We start from the raw sequence: 14,748 nt of genomic DNA, 5'->3' as shown, positions 1-14,748 counted from the left end.
CCATGACAGAACATTTTCCCAATACACGAATGCGTAGATTACGCAAACAAGCATTCACGCGCAGTTTAGTGGCAGAAAACACCCTAACGGCCAGTGATTTAATTTATCCTATGTTTGTGCTAGAAGGTGAGAACCAAAGAGAAGCCGTACCCTCAATGCCTGGTGTTGAACGCTTATCCGTTGACTTAATAGTTAAGGAAGCCCTTGAATTAGTGGCGCTAGGTATTCCAGCCATAGCACTGTTTCCTGTCACGCCACTGCAAGCCAAGTCTTTGTGTGCAAGCGAAGCCTTTAATCCCAACGGATTAGCACAAAAAGCGGTACGCGCTATTAAACAAGCAGTACCAGATATTGCAATAATTACAGACATTGCGCTCGACCCTTTCACTTCTCACGGTCAGGATGGCTTAATTGACGAACAAGGCTATGTCTTAAATGATGAAACTATTGCGGTATTAGTTAAACAAGCATTATCCCATGCCGAAGCGGGTGCCGACATAGTCGCTCCTTCAGATATGATGGACGGCCGAGTCGGTACATTACGCCAAGCCCTTGAAAGCAAAGGATTTAGTAACACTTGTATCATGGCATATTCGGCTAAGTATGCGTCTAGCTATTATGGACCGTTTAGAGACGCAGTCGGCTCAGCTGGGAATATTAAAGGTGGTAACAAAAAGACCTACCAAATGGACCCAGCCAATTCAGATGAAGCATTGCGTGAAATTGCATTAGATTTACAAGAAGGCGCAGACATGGTGATGGTCAAACCCGGAATGCCGTATTTAGATATTGTGAGGCGTTGTAAAGACCAGTTCAAAGTGCCTACTTTTGCCTATCAAGTAAGTGGTGAATATGCCATGCACAAAGCGGCCTTTGCCAAAGGTTGGTTAAATGAAGACGAGGTTATTTTAGAGTCGCTTATGGCATTTAAACGGGCAGGGGCTGACGGTATTTTAACTTACTTTGCCAAACAAGCAGCCATACTGCTAAAGCAAAGTTAAAAGCACTCCAATATCCAGCCCACTTTATGCTGCTGCCATTTCTCGTTCGCCAGCTCTGCATCTATTAGTGGGTGCGATTTTAACCAGCCTTCAGGGAAAGTGAGCGTCCACTTCTCGTCATGTGTAACCATAGTAATATCAGCTAACACATTGTCTTTACGACGAATAGAAAGCAAGCAGGATAGGCGTAATATTCTTAATAATATCAAAAGTGCTTGGCGAACCTCTGGATGAAATGCAACGAACAACTCTAACCTTATTTCCTGCCTATGATTTTGCACTAACGCTTTAATACCAGCCCTTTGTTGATCTGTATATCCCACCATAGGTAAATGTGTGAGAATGTAGGCACCATGTTGATGGTGTAATTTATACTCGATGTGTAAGCCAATCTCATGCAACATAGCGGCTGCCATCAACACCGCTTCGCTGTCTATGTTGTGCAATAGACTCTGATTTTGCAGCTGCCCAAGCAAACTAAGGGCAACATCCTTAACGCGATTAGCGTGTTGTGATTCTATATGAAAACGTTCAACCCACTGTTCAAGGGTTTGTAGCCTGCGGTCATTCTGTTGCATGTTATCTAACATGCCATAGATAAGCCCTTCCCGTAGTGCGCCTCCCGAAATCTGCATTTCTTGAATATTTAGCTGTTCAAACAATGCAATCAATATAGCTAAACCGCTGGGGAAAATTGCACGTCTGGCTTCGGTTAATCCCTCTATTTGCAATAAATCTATGGTAGTACAATCGATACATTGCTGTTTTAAATTATGCAGATAATCGATACGTATAGAGTCGCTAATCCCTTGGGTCACCAAAATTTCAGTAATGGCTTGAGGTGTACCCGATGCTCCCAAACATTGCGCCCAGTCAAAATGAATAAAATCATCAATTATAGGGTTTAACAAGGACTTTGCTGCTTCTATGGCGTTGTCAAATTGCTGCTCTGCTATATTACCATCGGCAAAAAAACGCTCCTTGAAAGTCACACACCCCATATTCAAGCTGACTAAATGAATGGGGGTCATATCATTGCCCACTATCACTTCTGTACTTGCACCGCCTATATCGATAACCAAAGAATTGCCTTGATTAGCCGAGGTGTAAGCCACACCTAAATATATTTGCCGAGCCTCTTCCTCGCCATCGATAACATTCAGCTTATTGTGGAGAATTTGTTCGGCTTTACTGATAAACAGCTCTGCATTACTAGCTAATCGTAATGTAGCTGTGCCAACAATTTTAATATTTGAACGGGGAATATCCTGCAAACGTTCGGCGAAGGTTTCTAAGCAGCCCCATCCTCTCTCAAGGCTTGCCTGATCAAGTAACATATTGTCATCTAATCCAGCAGCAAGACGCACTTTTTGTTTGATCTTGCCGATGATTTGCACACTGCCCGCCACCACGCGCACTATCACCATATGAAAGCTATTTGAGCCTAAATCTACCGCGGCATACAGCTGCTCTGGCTGAGAAAGTGGCGTGATGATTTCTGGGTTACTATTCATCTATTGCGATTAGGGCGTGGACCTGATGAGCGTTTTTGGTGACTTTTGCCACTTTGCAGACGCTTTTTAAAGCGAGGTTTGGGCGGCGAAACTTCACGCATTAAATCATTAGGATTGTATTCAGTTACTGGAATAGAATGTTCGACATATTCCTCAATCGCTGGCAAATTCAACGCGTATTTTTCACATGCAAAACTAATAGAAATTCCGCTTTCACCAGCACGTCCGGTTCTTCCGATACGGTGTACGTAATCTTCTGCGTCGTCTGGTAAGTCGTAATTAAACACATGACTAACCATAGGAATATGCAAACCACGGGCTGCTACATCTGTGGCTACTAACACATCAATAGCTCCTGAGGTGAAACGCTCTAAAATTTTGAGACGTTTATTTTGCGGTACATCGCCACTTAATAAGCCAACTCTATGATTATCTGCTTCTAACCAGTCTGATACTCGTTCACATCCGTGTTTAGTATTGGCAAAAACAATGGCCTTCTCTGGCCACTCCTCTTCCATTAAGGTCAGTAATAGGTAGGGTTTGTCTTCGTCAGATGGATAAAACAACTCTTCCTTTACCCGTTCTGCAGTTTTTCTTTCTGGCTCAATTTGCACATGAATGGGGTTATCCATATGATCGTAAGCCAACTCTTGCACCCGGTAAGACAAAGTAGCAGAAAACAACATGCTCAAACGTTCAGATGGTTTAGGCATGCGGTTAAACAAAAAGCGGATATCTTTAATAAAGCCCAAATCAAACATGCGATCGGCTTCATCTAACACCGCCACCTGAATAGCAGCTAGCGAAAAAATGTTTTGTTTATAATAATCAATGATGCGACCTGTGGTACCGATAATAATATCGACGCCTTGTTGTAACTTTTCCCGTTGACTTTGATAACCCTCGCCCCCATAAATCAAACCAAGGCTTAAGCCTGTGTGTTGACTAAGCAGTTCTGCATCATTAAAAATTTGCACTGCTAACTCACGGGTTGGCGCCATAATGATTGCTCTAGGCTGACGCTTTGAGTTTTGCGGGTTAGTCAATAAATGGTGGAAAGTGGCCACTAAAAATGCAATGGTTTTACCTGTTCCTGTTTGCGCTTGTCCGGCAAGATCATTACCATCAAGTAAAGGTGGAAAACTCAGCGCCTGAATAGGTGTGCAATGGTTGAATTTAGCCGCTGTTAGCGCCTCTACAACCTGTGGATGGATAGGTAAATCTGAAAACTTTGTTTCGGTTAAGTGTGTAGTTGGCATAGCTTATAGCTTATCATTGCTTGCATTAAAAACCAGTTTCTATATAACAATCACAACCGCGCTGAATCATATCAGCGACAGAATTAATTACGGAGAAAAAAATGAGCGACAAAATTATCCAGTTATCTGATGATAGTTTCGAGGCCGATGTTATCAATGCTGCTGGTCCTGTGTTAGTTGATTTTTGGGCAGAATGGTGTGGTCCATGTAAAATGATCGCACCGATACTGCATGAAGTGGCTGACGAATTTGACGGCAAAGTAACAGTTGGCAAGCTAAATGTCGATGAAAATAACGAAACGGCACCTAAGTATGGCATCAGAGGTATCCCTACATTGTTACTATTCAAAGAAGGCAATGTAGCGGCAACAAAAGTCGGCGCTTTATCAAAAACCCAACTTATTGAGTTTTTAAACGAAAACATCTAGTTTTTGTTATGACAAAATAAAATAAATAGGCTCAGCTGTTGCTGGGCTTTTTTATGTCTACCTGGGCCAACAATAAGGCTGCAGCGCCCATAAGTAGCGCACCTAATGATATTTAAGGTATTTCCACTTTGCTATTGTTATTTTAAATTTGCACTACCCTATACAAGGAAATCAGCAAACCAGTAGACAATTCACTGGACGCGGCAATTATTTGGTGCTAACTTTTGTGTTGTTCACACATGAACCGCCCACACTTCGCTCAAATCAGAGATGTAAATAAGTAAAAACCTTTGAACCACTCAATCAAACTGGCTTGTAAAATAAGCTTCTAGAATAAAGACCCACCTATTATGAACCTAACGGAACTCAAGAATAAACCTATCAGTGAACTGGTTAAACTAGCAGAAGAAATGAAGCTAGAAAACATGGCTCGCGCTCGCAAACAAGACATCATTTTTTCTATCCTAAAATCTCACGCTAAAAGCGGAGAAGACATTTTTGGAAATGGCGTATTAGAAATTCTTCAAGATGGCTTTGGATTTTTGCGTTCCAATGACTCTTCATACTTGGCAGGGCCAGACGACATTTATGTTTCTCCTAGTCAAATCAGGCGCTTCAACTTGCGTACTGGTGATACTATTTCAGGTAAAATTCGCCCACCAAAAGACAGCGAACGTTACTTTGCATTACTAAAAATTAGCGAAGTAAATTATGACCGTCCTGAAAACGCCCGTAATAAAATTTTATTCGAAAACTTAACGCCACTGCACGCTAACGAACGCTTAGTCATGGAGCGCGGTAATGGCAGTAGTGAAGATATCACTGCTAGGGTATTAGATTTAGCCTCACCTATCGGCCGTGGTCAACGTGGTTTAATAGTGGCGCCGCCTAAAGCCGGTAAAACCTTGTTGTTACAAAACATCGCTCAATCAATCGCCGCCAATCATCCAGAATGTTTATTGATGGTGTTATTGATTGACGAACGTCCAGAAGAAGTCACCGAAATGCAGCGTTTGGTACGCGGCGAAGTGGTGGCCTCTACCTTTGACGAGCCAGCCAGCCGCCACGTACAAGTGGCAGAAATGGTGATCGAAAAAGCCAAACGTTTAGTTGAACACAAAAAAGACGTGGTTATTTTGCTCGACTCTATTACTCGTTTAGCCCGTGCTTACAACACCGTTATCCCTTCATCAGGTAAAGTATTAACCGGTGGTGTGGATGCTAACGCATTGCACAAACCTAAGCGTTTCTTTGGTGCTGCACGTAACATCGAAGAAGGTGGCAGTTTAACCATTATTGCTACAGCCTTGATTGATACCGGCTCTAAGATGGATGAAGTAATATACGAAGAGTTTAAAGGTACGGGTAATATGGAATTGCACCTGAACCGTAAAATTGCTGAAAAACGTGTATTCCCTGCTATTGATTACAACCGTTCGGGTACTAGACGTGAAGAGTTGCTGACCACCCAAGACGAATTACAAAAAATGTGGATATTGCGCAAGATAGTCCATGAGATGTCTGAAATCGACGCCATGGAATTTTTAATTGGTAAATTGTCTATGACTAAAACCAACAATGAATTCTTTACTGCCATGCGCAGACAAAAAAGCTAATTAAGCGATTATCCTAAAAATCCGCTCAGTTCACTGCAGCGGATTTTTTTTGCTTAAATTAGCAGCAGTATTTGACAAGCTGTATCGCTTTCAACATATTAGAAGTTGACTCATCATTCTAAGCTCATTATGAAACTTCTCACTTTTGCCTCTTTATTAATAACAAGCCAATTTTCAGCCCTCAATGCTGCGCCAAACATAGGGAAAAAGGTTGACAAAATTCATCCTAAAGTTGTGGAATGGCGTCATCATTTTCATCAATTCCCTGAATTGTCTAACCGCGAGTTTGCAACGGCAAAATATATTGCTAAATACCTCACCAGCTTAGGCTTAGAAGTGCAAACTGGGGTAGCCAAAACAGGCGTAGTCGCCATTTTAGATAGTGGCGTTGCTGGGCCTGTTGTTGCTTTACGAGCAGACATGGACGGTTTACCTGTGTTAGAGCAAAGCGAGTTAGCTTGGAAGTCTGTGCAGCGAGGTGAGCTAGACGGTAATGATGTACCCGTGATGCATGCCTGTGGACACGACACCCATATTGCTATGCTAATGGGCGCGGCCAAAATTTTGGTGGATCTAAAAGGGCAATTAAAGGGCAAAGTGAAGTTTATTTTTCAACCTGCTGAAGAAGGCGCACCAAGAGGCGAAACAGGCGGCGCAGAAGTGATGGTGAAAGAAGGGGTATTAAAAAATCCTGATGTGGATGTGATCTTTGGATTGCATATTAGCTCCTCTACAGACGTAGGAAAAGTGCGCTACAAAGAAGGCGGCACTATGGCAGCAGTTGATCCTTTTAAAATTGTCATAAAAGGCAAGCAAGCCCATGGCGCTTACCCTTGGTCGAGTGTTGATCCTATCACCACTGCAGCGCAAATTATTATGAGCCTACAAACCATAGTCAGCCGCGAAATCAAATTAATTGATGAAGCAGCGGTGGTAACAATTGGCTCTATTCATGGTGGCAATCGCTCAAATATCATTCCTAGCGAAGTCGAGTTGGTGGGCACTATACGCACCTTAAATGCCGCTTCTCGTAAACATATGTATGAAGCGATACCAAGAAAGGTGCATGGAATTGCCGACAGTATGCGCGCTCAAGCCGAAGTTACCTTGCCTTTAGGTCAAAGCTACCCCATCACTTTTAACGATATTGCACTTACCGAGAAGATGTTACCCACCCTAATGAAAAGCGCGGGGCGCGACAATGTTATATATAGTAAACCGGTAACGGGCGCTGAAGATTTTTCATTTTTTCAAGAAAAAGTACCCGGACTATACATGTGGGTAGGTGGAAAACCTCTTGATGTAAGCGAAGACCAAGCACCCGCTCATCACACCCCAGAGTTTTATGTGGACGACTCTGGCATGAAAACCGGCGTTAAGCTGCTTACCCACTTAACCCTAGATTACATGCACTTACATTAAGCTAGGTGTCAGTAAAATCACTAATTGGGGTGGTTTCTATGCGGATCGCGATAGGCTACAATACGCGTCCTAAAATTTAGAGGAATCGATTTCCTCCCAATTGAAAATGTGATTTAAGAGAGAAATATATGCCAAAAGTGGCAATAGTAATGGGTTCAAAATCTGATTGGCCCACCATGCAAAATGCGGCACTCATGCTTGAAAGGCTAGGCGTAAGCTATACCGCCAAGGTGGTTTCTGCGCACCGTACACCCAACTTACTCACAGATTTTGCCGAACAAGCGGCCGATCTAGGCTACCAAGTCATTATTGGTGGTGCAGGTGGCGCGGCACATTTACCTGGAATGATAGCCGCACATACTCACCTACCCGTGTTTGGTGTGCCGGTTCGCTCTAGCCAGCTAAACGGTATCGACTCTTTGCTTTCAATTGTACAAATGCCAAAAGGCGTGGCTGTAGGCACCCTTGCCATTGGCGAAGCCGGAGCCGCTAATGCTGGCTTGTTAGCGGCGCAAATAGTCGCATTGCAAAACCCAGATGTGCAACAAGCGATTAAAGATTTTCGCGCCGAACAAACCGCTACGGTGCTGGCACAAGACGAATTAGTCCTTCCCTCTTTATAATCACAGTGACCATGAGAGTATGTAAATGAGTGTATTAGTGCTTGGATCAGGCCAACTGGCTAGAATGATGGCTTTAGCTGGCTCGCCACTTGGCATAAGTGTTCAGGCAGTTGACGTAGCTGACAATAAAGTAGTCGATCCTGTCAGCAAGCAAAAAATCAGCAACTCCCTCGAGAGCATGATTGAAGAAGTTAACGCCATCACTGTTGAGTTTGAACACATTCCCGAAGACTTACTCGCACTCACCCACAGCAGTGGCAAACTTAAACCTAGCGTTGAGGCCATTCTAACGGGCGCAGATAGAGTACGAGAGAAAAAACTTCTCGAAAAATTGAGTATCGCCAACTGCCCTTTTGAGATCATCACCGAAGTTGATCAATTAGATGCCGCAGTGGCAAAGTTGGGTGAAAAACTCATTATCAAAGCCAGCAGAGATGGCTACGATGGCTATGGCCAATGGCGCTTACAAAGCAAAAACGAATTGCCCGAGCTTAAACAACAATTATCCCAACTAGACCTACATAAAGTGCCGCTTATTGCTGAAAAGATGCTGAATTTTGACCGTGAGCTTTCATTGGTAGCAGTACGTAGTAGCGATGGTGATATAGCCTATTACCCACTTGCTGAAAACTTACACTATCAAGGGCAATTACATGTCTCTATTGCACCTGCCCCACAAGTTGACAAGGCACTCGAGCAACAAGCTCAAGCCATATTTAATAAACTAGCAAGTATGCTAGATTATGTAGGCGTATTAGCAGTTGAATTTTTCCAAATCGGACCGCAGTTATTAGTCAATGAAATTGCCCCAAGAGTACATAATTCAGGGCACTGGACCATGCAAGGTGCAGACACCTGCCAGTTCGAAAACCACCTTAGAGCAGTGAGAGGATTACCCTTAGGTTCCACCAAAGTCACCTCACCCACAGCCATGATCAACATCATAGGTTGCAAAGCTTTCGCACGGGATATGCTGAGTATTCCTGGCTGCCATTTACATTGGTACGGCAAAACACCGCGCAACAAACGCAAGATGGGCCATTTTAATTTATGTGCTGATAATTACCCTGAACTAGGAAAAACTATGCAAGCTTTGGCTGAGTATGTGCCTGACGAATATTTCCCAATGCTAAAAGATGAAGCGACGAAATTGCTCAAACTTTAAACATTCAAAGCAAAATAATCTTTATTTGATTGACAACAAATAAATTATGCATACAATGGCGCTCGCTTTCGGGATTAGCTGCTTCTAAACAGTTTACCAACACCCCAAAAGTAGCGTCACCCTAGTGTGCCGACTTAGCTCAGTTGGTAGAGCAACTGACTTGTAATCAGTAGGTCACCAGTTCGACTCCGGTAGTCGGCACCATTTTCTACACAAATAATCCAAACTGACTTGTAATCAGCAGCTAAGTCTCATAGCAGTTCGACTCTGGTGGTGGGCACCATTTTTATATCCTCTATTCTTTCGTGATTTGTAATCAGTAGCTAAGCCTCATAGCAGTTCGACTCCGATAGTCGGCACCATTTTCTACACAAATAATTCAAACTGACTTGTAATCAACAGCTAAGCCTCATAGCAGTTCGACTCCGGTAGTCGGCACCATTTTCTACACAAATAATTCAAACTGACTTGTAATCAGCAGCTAAGCCTCATAGCAGTTCGAACTCAGTAGCCGACAATACTTTTAGGTAAATAGTTACTCTTCAATTAATTATCTGACGCATATTTTTGAGTGGCAAAATCCACGTATATCTACACGTCATAAAAAGTCACACCTTTGTACTTTTTTCATATTCTATCTGACTAAGTAGAACTCTAGCTAATAAATCTCTATAGCGTAGTAACTGGATTTACAGCATAAACCCAGTTACCATAAATAGTTATAACCATCCTATTATTTGTTCATGCACCTTAAACGTTTATACAAAACTCGGTTTTTTCTCAGAAATTATTATCGTTTGTTGATCTTATTTAGCTTTTTTAGCCTGTCTGTTAGCGCAAGTGAGTTGTGGACTCGATACCAATTTACCAATATAGAAGTGCCTGCGCCTAGCAATGTGAATACCTTATATGAAGACTCTTTAGGGCAAATCTGGGTAGGTGCAGATAGCGGATTGTATCGCATTTATAACAATGAAATTCAGAAAATTAGTCATGGCCCTCAATCGGCTATTGAACATTTTTTAAAATCTGGAACAGCTAGTATCTGGTTAGCTACAGATGACGGGGTGTGGCATTGGCAAGCTCAAACCAATAACTTTACACCACTAACTTGTCAATCTGAACAGTCTTTTGGCCAACTCATTGAGCACCCAAGATTGGGCTTAGTTGCATTAGCGCACTCTGGAGTATACCAACTGACTGAAAATAAAACCTGTCGTAAATTGTCCTTTGATGGATTACCCGAAAGTTCACGCGTAGAACGCCTCGTTATGTACGATAAGCGTTTAATTCTGGCGGTGCGCGGTCATGGGTTATTTCAATGCTCTGAAGAATGCATCAAGGTTCAAGCATTTGCACCAGATTTGGTTGATACTCGTGTCAGAGAAATGGTAGTTTTTAATAGTGTCTTATACGTAGGGACACACAAACATGGGTTTTATTGGTTAAATAATCAGGGGAAAGTACAGCGTCACTGGCATAAAAATGCGGTAAATGAGTCAGAAAACTTTGTATTGCCAGTTAATGGAGTGATGGCATTACTGCCAACAGAACAGTCAATTTGGGCCGGTTTATGGGCAGGCGGATTGCAACAGTTTGATACCAAATCAGGCAACAAAATATCAAGTAGTCAGTTTTATGCTCCCGACACATCATCGATTGGTGGCAAACATGTGCGTGCTTTGCTGAAAAGTAGCAATGGTACTTTTTATGTTGGACATGAAAATGGTGTAAGCATCATTTTGCCAGCATACAATCAACAAGGCTGGATCGGCCTTGCGAACAACTTCCAAGCTGGCTTTAGTCACAATAATGTGTACAGTCTTTATTATCATAAAAGCAGCTGGATAGCTGGCACCAGCTCTGGTGGATTATATAGCATTGGGCATTTTGACAATGAGATCCAGCATTTATCGCCAAGCTCTCCTTCACCATTGGATTTGCCAACCAAATCCGTATGGCAAATCACCCCCTCTCAGCGCGGTGACTTGTTATTAGGAACTAGCAATGGCGTTATTCGTTTAAACCCTAACACCCTAGATTGGAGCGTTTTTGGCCATGTAAGTCAGTTTGCAAGTGCAGATGTTTATAGCCTCACTGAAGCCCCAGATAAAACCCTATGGTTGAGTCTATGGGAAGGGGGTATTGCAAGATTAGACCAAAATGGAGAAATGATTGGTCAATGGTCGCGCAATGATGGTTTACAACAAAATACATCAGTAGCAATAACAAGCACGGCTGAAAATCAGATATTTGCATTAAACCAAGCTGGGCTGTTTCGTTACGACAGTGAACAAGATAAATTTGTCAGTTCGAATTTAAACAATCCCCAAAATAGTTGCGCTGACATAGAGCATATAAATACTGACCCCTCAGGGCAATTATGGGCATTGTGTCAGCATAAAAGTTTATGGCGTTTGAAAGATAGTTTGTGGGAAAATATTGTGTTGCCTACAACTGATCCGATACTGAGCATTTTCCCATCATCTGAGGAGAACGGGCTTAATAATGAACAGTTATTTCTGTTGTCAGAGAATAGCGTGTTTGCACTCGACAAGAACGGTCAATTAATTTGGCAACAGCAACGACTTCCAATCAAAGATACTGCCATCATTAGACGAGCATCTGTCATTGGAAAGGAACTTGTCATCGCAACCAATCAAGGCTTGTATCGCCAAAAATTAGATATTCCCGTTCACGAGACACCCGCTTCCGCACCTTTGATTAGCGGAATACGAGTGTTCAATAAAACATGGGAAATAACCCACACAGCATCAAAAGCGCTACCGCCCATTAGCAGTCCAGATATTTATCAGGGACAATTGCAGTTGAATTATGATCAAGACTTGATCACTTTTGAATTTGCGATGCCGGGTTATCATCACAAGCCCATACAAAATTTTGAATATCGACTATTACCTTTCGACAAAAAGTGGCTAAAAACAGCTGAAAACGAAGCAAAAGCCAGTTATACCAGACTCCCTCCTGGCAATTATCTTTTTGAAGCAAAAGCTCTAGCTTTTGAAGGGTTACCGTCAGCGACTTTTCAAATTGAGATATTACCACCCTGGTACTTAACCTGGTGGGCTAAAGCTCTAACCTTATTTGCTGCGGCAGCAAGTGTTCTAGCAATTATTGTTGCCCGAACTAGACGACTTAAGCAGAGCAACTTATGGTTAAAAGAAAGAGTTGAAGAGCGAACAGCTGAATTAAAACAAGCCAATAATATGTTGCAACAAGCCGCTAATCAGGATGCATTAACCGGACTATTGAATCGACGAGGATTCCGTAATTTATGCGATCCTAATTGGACCCAATGGAAAGGTAAGGTGGCGCTAATGATTGCCGATATCGACTTCTTCAAACAAGTAAATGATCAATATGGCCACCAGCTCGGAGATGAAGTATTAGTGACTTGTGCACAACGTTTAAAGAGTCAGGCTGGCGATCATGATTTAATTGCTCGATGGGGTGGTGAAGAGTTTCTAATTCTACTCCGAGACGATCCTATTACTTCCTTTGAAAGCTTGAAATTGCGAGCTCAACAATTCCAAAAAGTAATAGGTAAAACTGTTATGGAATTAAGTTCAGAAAACTTAAATGTAAGCATAACCGCAGGCATTTGTGACCATCAAGGCCAAAGTTTTGATGCCTGTTTACAGCAAGCCGACCAAAAATTATACGACGGCAAAAAATCCGGTAGAAATCGGATGGTTGAGTAACCTAGAGTCAAATGTGATGTTAAATCATGTGATCACATTTTAAAAATTGCAAAAAGCGACTGCGGTTATGAGAAACATTCACAGTAAAAAATTACCAATAACCATAAAAAAAACATCAACCATTACAGTTGATGTTTTCTAGGATCGTATTTAAAAAACTATTATAAGGTTATTTCTTAAATCGACGTGTTGTTAAGCCTATTATTCCTAATGCGAAAATAGCAAGTGTAGATGGTTCTGGCACATCAGTTACATCTACCCCTACGTCTGCGGCATCGAAACTAAACAAGTGGGCCGTACCAGTTCCAAAATTAAATCCAGAGCCAAATCCGGAACGTACAATCACTGTTTGTGATGAATCAAGTGTAGGGGATCCCCACGTCGCGGCGGAGAATGCTGTTTGAACATCTGCTAGCGACGCATTATATGTGCCGGCTGCAACACCACCTAAATTATAGCCCGAAAGAAATTGCACAAGATCAGAGCTCATTGAAACAGATAATGAAGTAATATTCACACCATTTACTAAACCACTAATATTCTCTTCTGGACCACCGCCCCCCATTGCCAATACATAGAATCGGTCATCACCGGCAGCAAGTGTAAAATCTAGAGTGGATAAGTTATCAATCTGATCCATCCAGACTTCATTGTTTTGGTACATTAGATTGTTGATACTTGTACTATTACCGCTAAATACCGCAAAGTCGTTGTCTACGACCATTGAAATATCAAAGCTCATGATGTTAGCAGTAGCCGAGCCAATCGACATAAAGCCCATTAATAATGCAGTCAGTGTTGTTTTTAAAGATTTATACTTCATTTCTTGTTCCTTTTAATCCCAAACTAGCGGGTAATACTAGAAATTTCAATCACGACAAAGCAACAAGCATGCCAATATAAAATACCATTAAATATCAAACTCTTAAGAGGATATTTGATTGTAAGAAAAATCAAACTGTAAAATAAACCAACACCAAAGAACTCAGAAAAAACATGATTAACTTAGAAACCAACCCAAGTCGTATTTATCATGGATGATGAACTCGATAGGGCATGCTTATAACCTATACGTTTAGTGAGTATTGGTTCACTATTCGCGTACACTCTTTTTATTTTCTCACACCAGACACCCTCGCCCACTCGCCGTCTATCTCGATAGGCTCCATCTCAAAATCTCGGCTATATAAATCATTAATTTCTTGAGCTTGGGTATCCAAAATACCTGATAGCACTAACTTTCCTCCGGTTTTGCAATACGCGGTGATCACGGCTCTTAATTCACGAAGTGGGGCCGCTAAGATATTCGCCAAAACGACATCTGCAAGCAATTCTGGTTGGTGCTCTGGCAGGTATAACTCGATTTTATCGCCTATCTCATTTCGATTTGCATTGTCTTGACTCGCCAGCAATGCTTGAGGGTCGATATCAACGCCTACAACCCGCTTAGCACCCAGTTTAAGAGCTGCTATACCCAATACGCCTGAGCCGCAGCCAAAATCGACCACTGTGGCCTGTGATAACTCTAAACTGTCCAACCATCTCAGACACAAACTTGTAGTGGGGTGAGTGCCAGTACCAAAAGCGAGCCCAGGGTCAAGCATGACATTGACTGCACTAGGGTCAGGCACATCACGCCAGCTGGGGCAGATCCATAAGCGCTCGCCAAACTGCATCGGATGAAAATTTTCCATCCACTCTCTTTCCCAATCTTTATCTTCAAGTTGGTCTAGTTTGTGATTGAAGTTTTTACCTAACAGCTTGGACTTACTAAGTTGACTGATCACACGAGACATATCGTGTTGTGCGTCATATAGTCCAATTATTTGGGTATCTGGCCATAACATCACTTCGCCGGGTTTTGGCTCGTACATAGGGGTGTCTTTGGCGTCGACAAAAGTCACAGCTTGCGCACCGTTAGCCGATAACATTTCGCCGATTTGTTCGGCGTATTCAGCTTGATGATTAATTTTGAGTTGGATCCAAGGCATGGTTACA

At 42.3% G+C, this 14,748-nt stretch carries 11 protein-coding genes and 1 tRNA gene; 8 read left to right on the top strand and 4 right to left on the bottom strand.

Annotated elements, in window-relative coordinates; genetic code table 11:
- Window positions 1-2: 2 nt before the first annotated feature.
- Window positions 3-1,001, top strand: coding sequence for a porphobilinogen synthase (gene hemB, locus Q0688_RS08995; protein ID WP_299075013.1), 999 nt, complete (start codon window positions 3-5; stop codon window positions 999-1,001).
- Here hemB and Q0688_RS08990 read toward each other — a convergent pair.
- Window positions 998-2,515: a guanosine-5'-triphosphate,3'-diphosphate pyrophosphatase gene (locus Q0688_RS08990; protein ID WP_299075012.1), complete on the bottom strand. Its 1,518-nt coding sequence runs from the start codon at window positions 2,513-2,515 to the stop codon at window positions 998-1,000. The genes hemB and Q0688_RS08990 overlap by 4 nt on opposite strands.
- On the bottom strand, window positions 2,512-3,774 hold the full coding sequence (gene rhlB, locus Q0688_RS08985; RefSeq protein WP_299075011.1) for an ATP-dependent RNA helicase RhlB: 1,263 nt from the start codon (window positions 3,772-3,774) through the stop codon (window positions 2,512-2,514). The genes Q0688_RS08990 and rhlB overlap by 4 nt, the downstream gene beginning before the upstream one ends.
- Before the next feature lie 101 nt (window positions 3,775-3,875).
- Here rhlB and trxA point away from each other — a divergent pair, with 101 nt between their 5' ends.
- The 7 genes from trxA to Q0688_RS08950 all read left to right on the top strand — a co-directional run bounded on the left by trxA (window position 3,876) and on the right by Q0688_RS08950 (window position 12,750).
- Window positions 3,876-4,202: a thioredoxin TrxA gene (gene trxA / locus Q0688_RS08980; RefSeq protein WP_299075010.1), complete on the top strand. Its 327-nt coding sequence runs from the start codon at window positions 3,876-3,878 to the stop codon at window positions 4,200-4,202.
- A 350-nt stretch (window positions 4,203-4,552) separates the two neighbouring features.
- Window positions 4,553-5,818 carry a transcription termination factor Rho gene (gene rho / locus Q0688_RS08975; protein WP_299075009.1) on the top strand — a complete coding sequence of 422 codons (1,266 nt, stop codon included), beginning with the start codon at window positions 4,553-4,555 and terminating at the stop codon, window positions 5,816-5,818.
- Window positions 5,819-5,947: 129 nt separating this feature from the next.
- Complete coding sequence (locus Q0688_RS08970) at window positions 5,948-7,240, top strand: amidohydrolase (RefSeq protein ID WP_299075008.1); 1,293 nt, start codon at window positions 5,948-5,950, stop codon at window positions 7,238-7,240.
- A 128-nt stretch (window positions 7,241-7,368) separates the two neighbouring features.
- Window positions 7,369-7,863 (top strand): 5-(carboxyamino)imidazole ribonucleotide mutase, encoded by a 495-nt coding sequence (gene purE, locus Q0688_RS08965; RefSeq protein ID WP_299075007.1) that lies wholly within the window; start codon window positions 7,369-7,371, stop codon window positions 7,861-7,863.
- Between the two features lie 25 nt (window positions 7,864-7,888).
- Window positions 7,889-9,028, top strand: coding sequence for a 5-(carboxyamino)imidazole ribonucleotide synthase (locus tag Q0688_RS08960; protein ID WP_299075006.1), 1,140 nt, complete (start codon window positions 7,889-7,891; stop codon window positions 9,026-9,028).
- 128 nt (window positions 9,029-9,156) lie between these two features.
- Window positions 9,157-9,232: transfer RNA gene (locus tag Q0688_RS08955), tRNA-Thr, on the top strand.
- 593 nt (window positions 9,233-9,825) lie between these two features.
- On the top strand, window positions 9,826-12,750 hold the full coding sequence (locus tag Q0688_RS08950) for a diguanylate cyclase (RefSeq protein WP_299075005.1): 2,925 nt from the start codon (window positions 9,826-9,828) through the stop codon (window positions 12,748-12,750).
- A gap of 169 nt (window positions 12,751-12,919) precedes the next feature.
- Here the strand turns inward: Q0688_RS08950 and Q0688_RS08945 are convergent, their stop codons facing one another.
- Together Q0688_RS08945 and prmA are read right to left on the bottom strand one after the other, a co-directional pair.
- Window positions 12,920-13,573, bottom strand: a complete 654-nt coding sequence (locus Q0688_RS08945) for a PEP-CTERM sorting domain-containing protein (protein WP_299075004.1) — start codon at window positions 13,571-13,573, stop codon at window positions 12,920-12,922.
- A gap of 289 nt (window positions 13,574-13,862) precedes the next feature.
- Window positions 13,863-14,741: a 50S ribosomal protein L11 methyltransferase gene (gene prmA, locus Q0688_RS08940; RefSeq protein ID WP_299075003.1), complete on the bottom strand. Its 879-nt coding sequence runs from the start codon at window positions 14,739-14,741 to the stop codon at window positions 13,863-13,865.
- Between the last annotated feature and the right edge of the window lie 7 nt (window positions 14,742-14,748).

The organism is uncultured Paraglaciecola sp. (genome assembly GCF_937123705.1).
GTDB lineage: Bacteria > Pseudomonadota > Gammaproteobacteria > Enterobacterales > Alteromonadaceae > Paraglaciecola.
The sequence above is the reverse complement of the archived record's forward strand: the minus strand, read 5'-3'. Positions and strand labels throughout refer to the sequence as shown.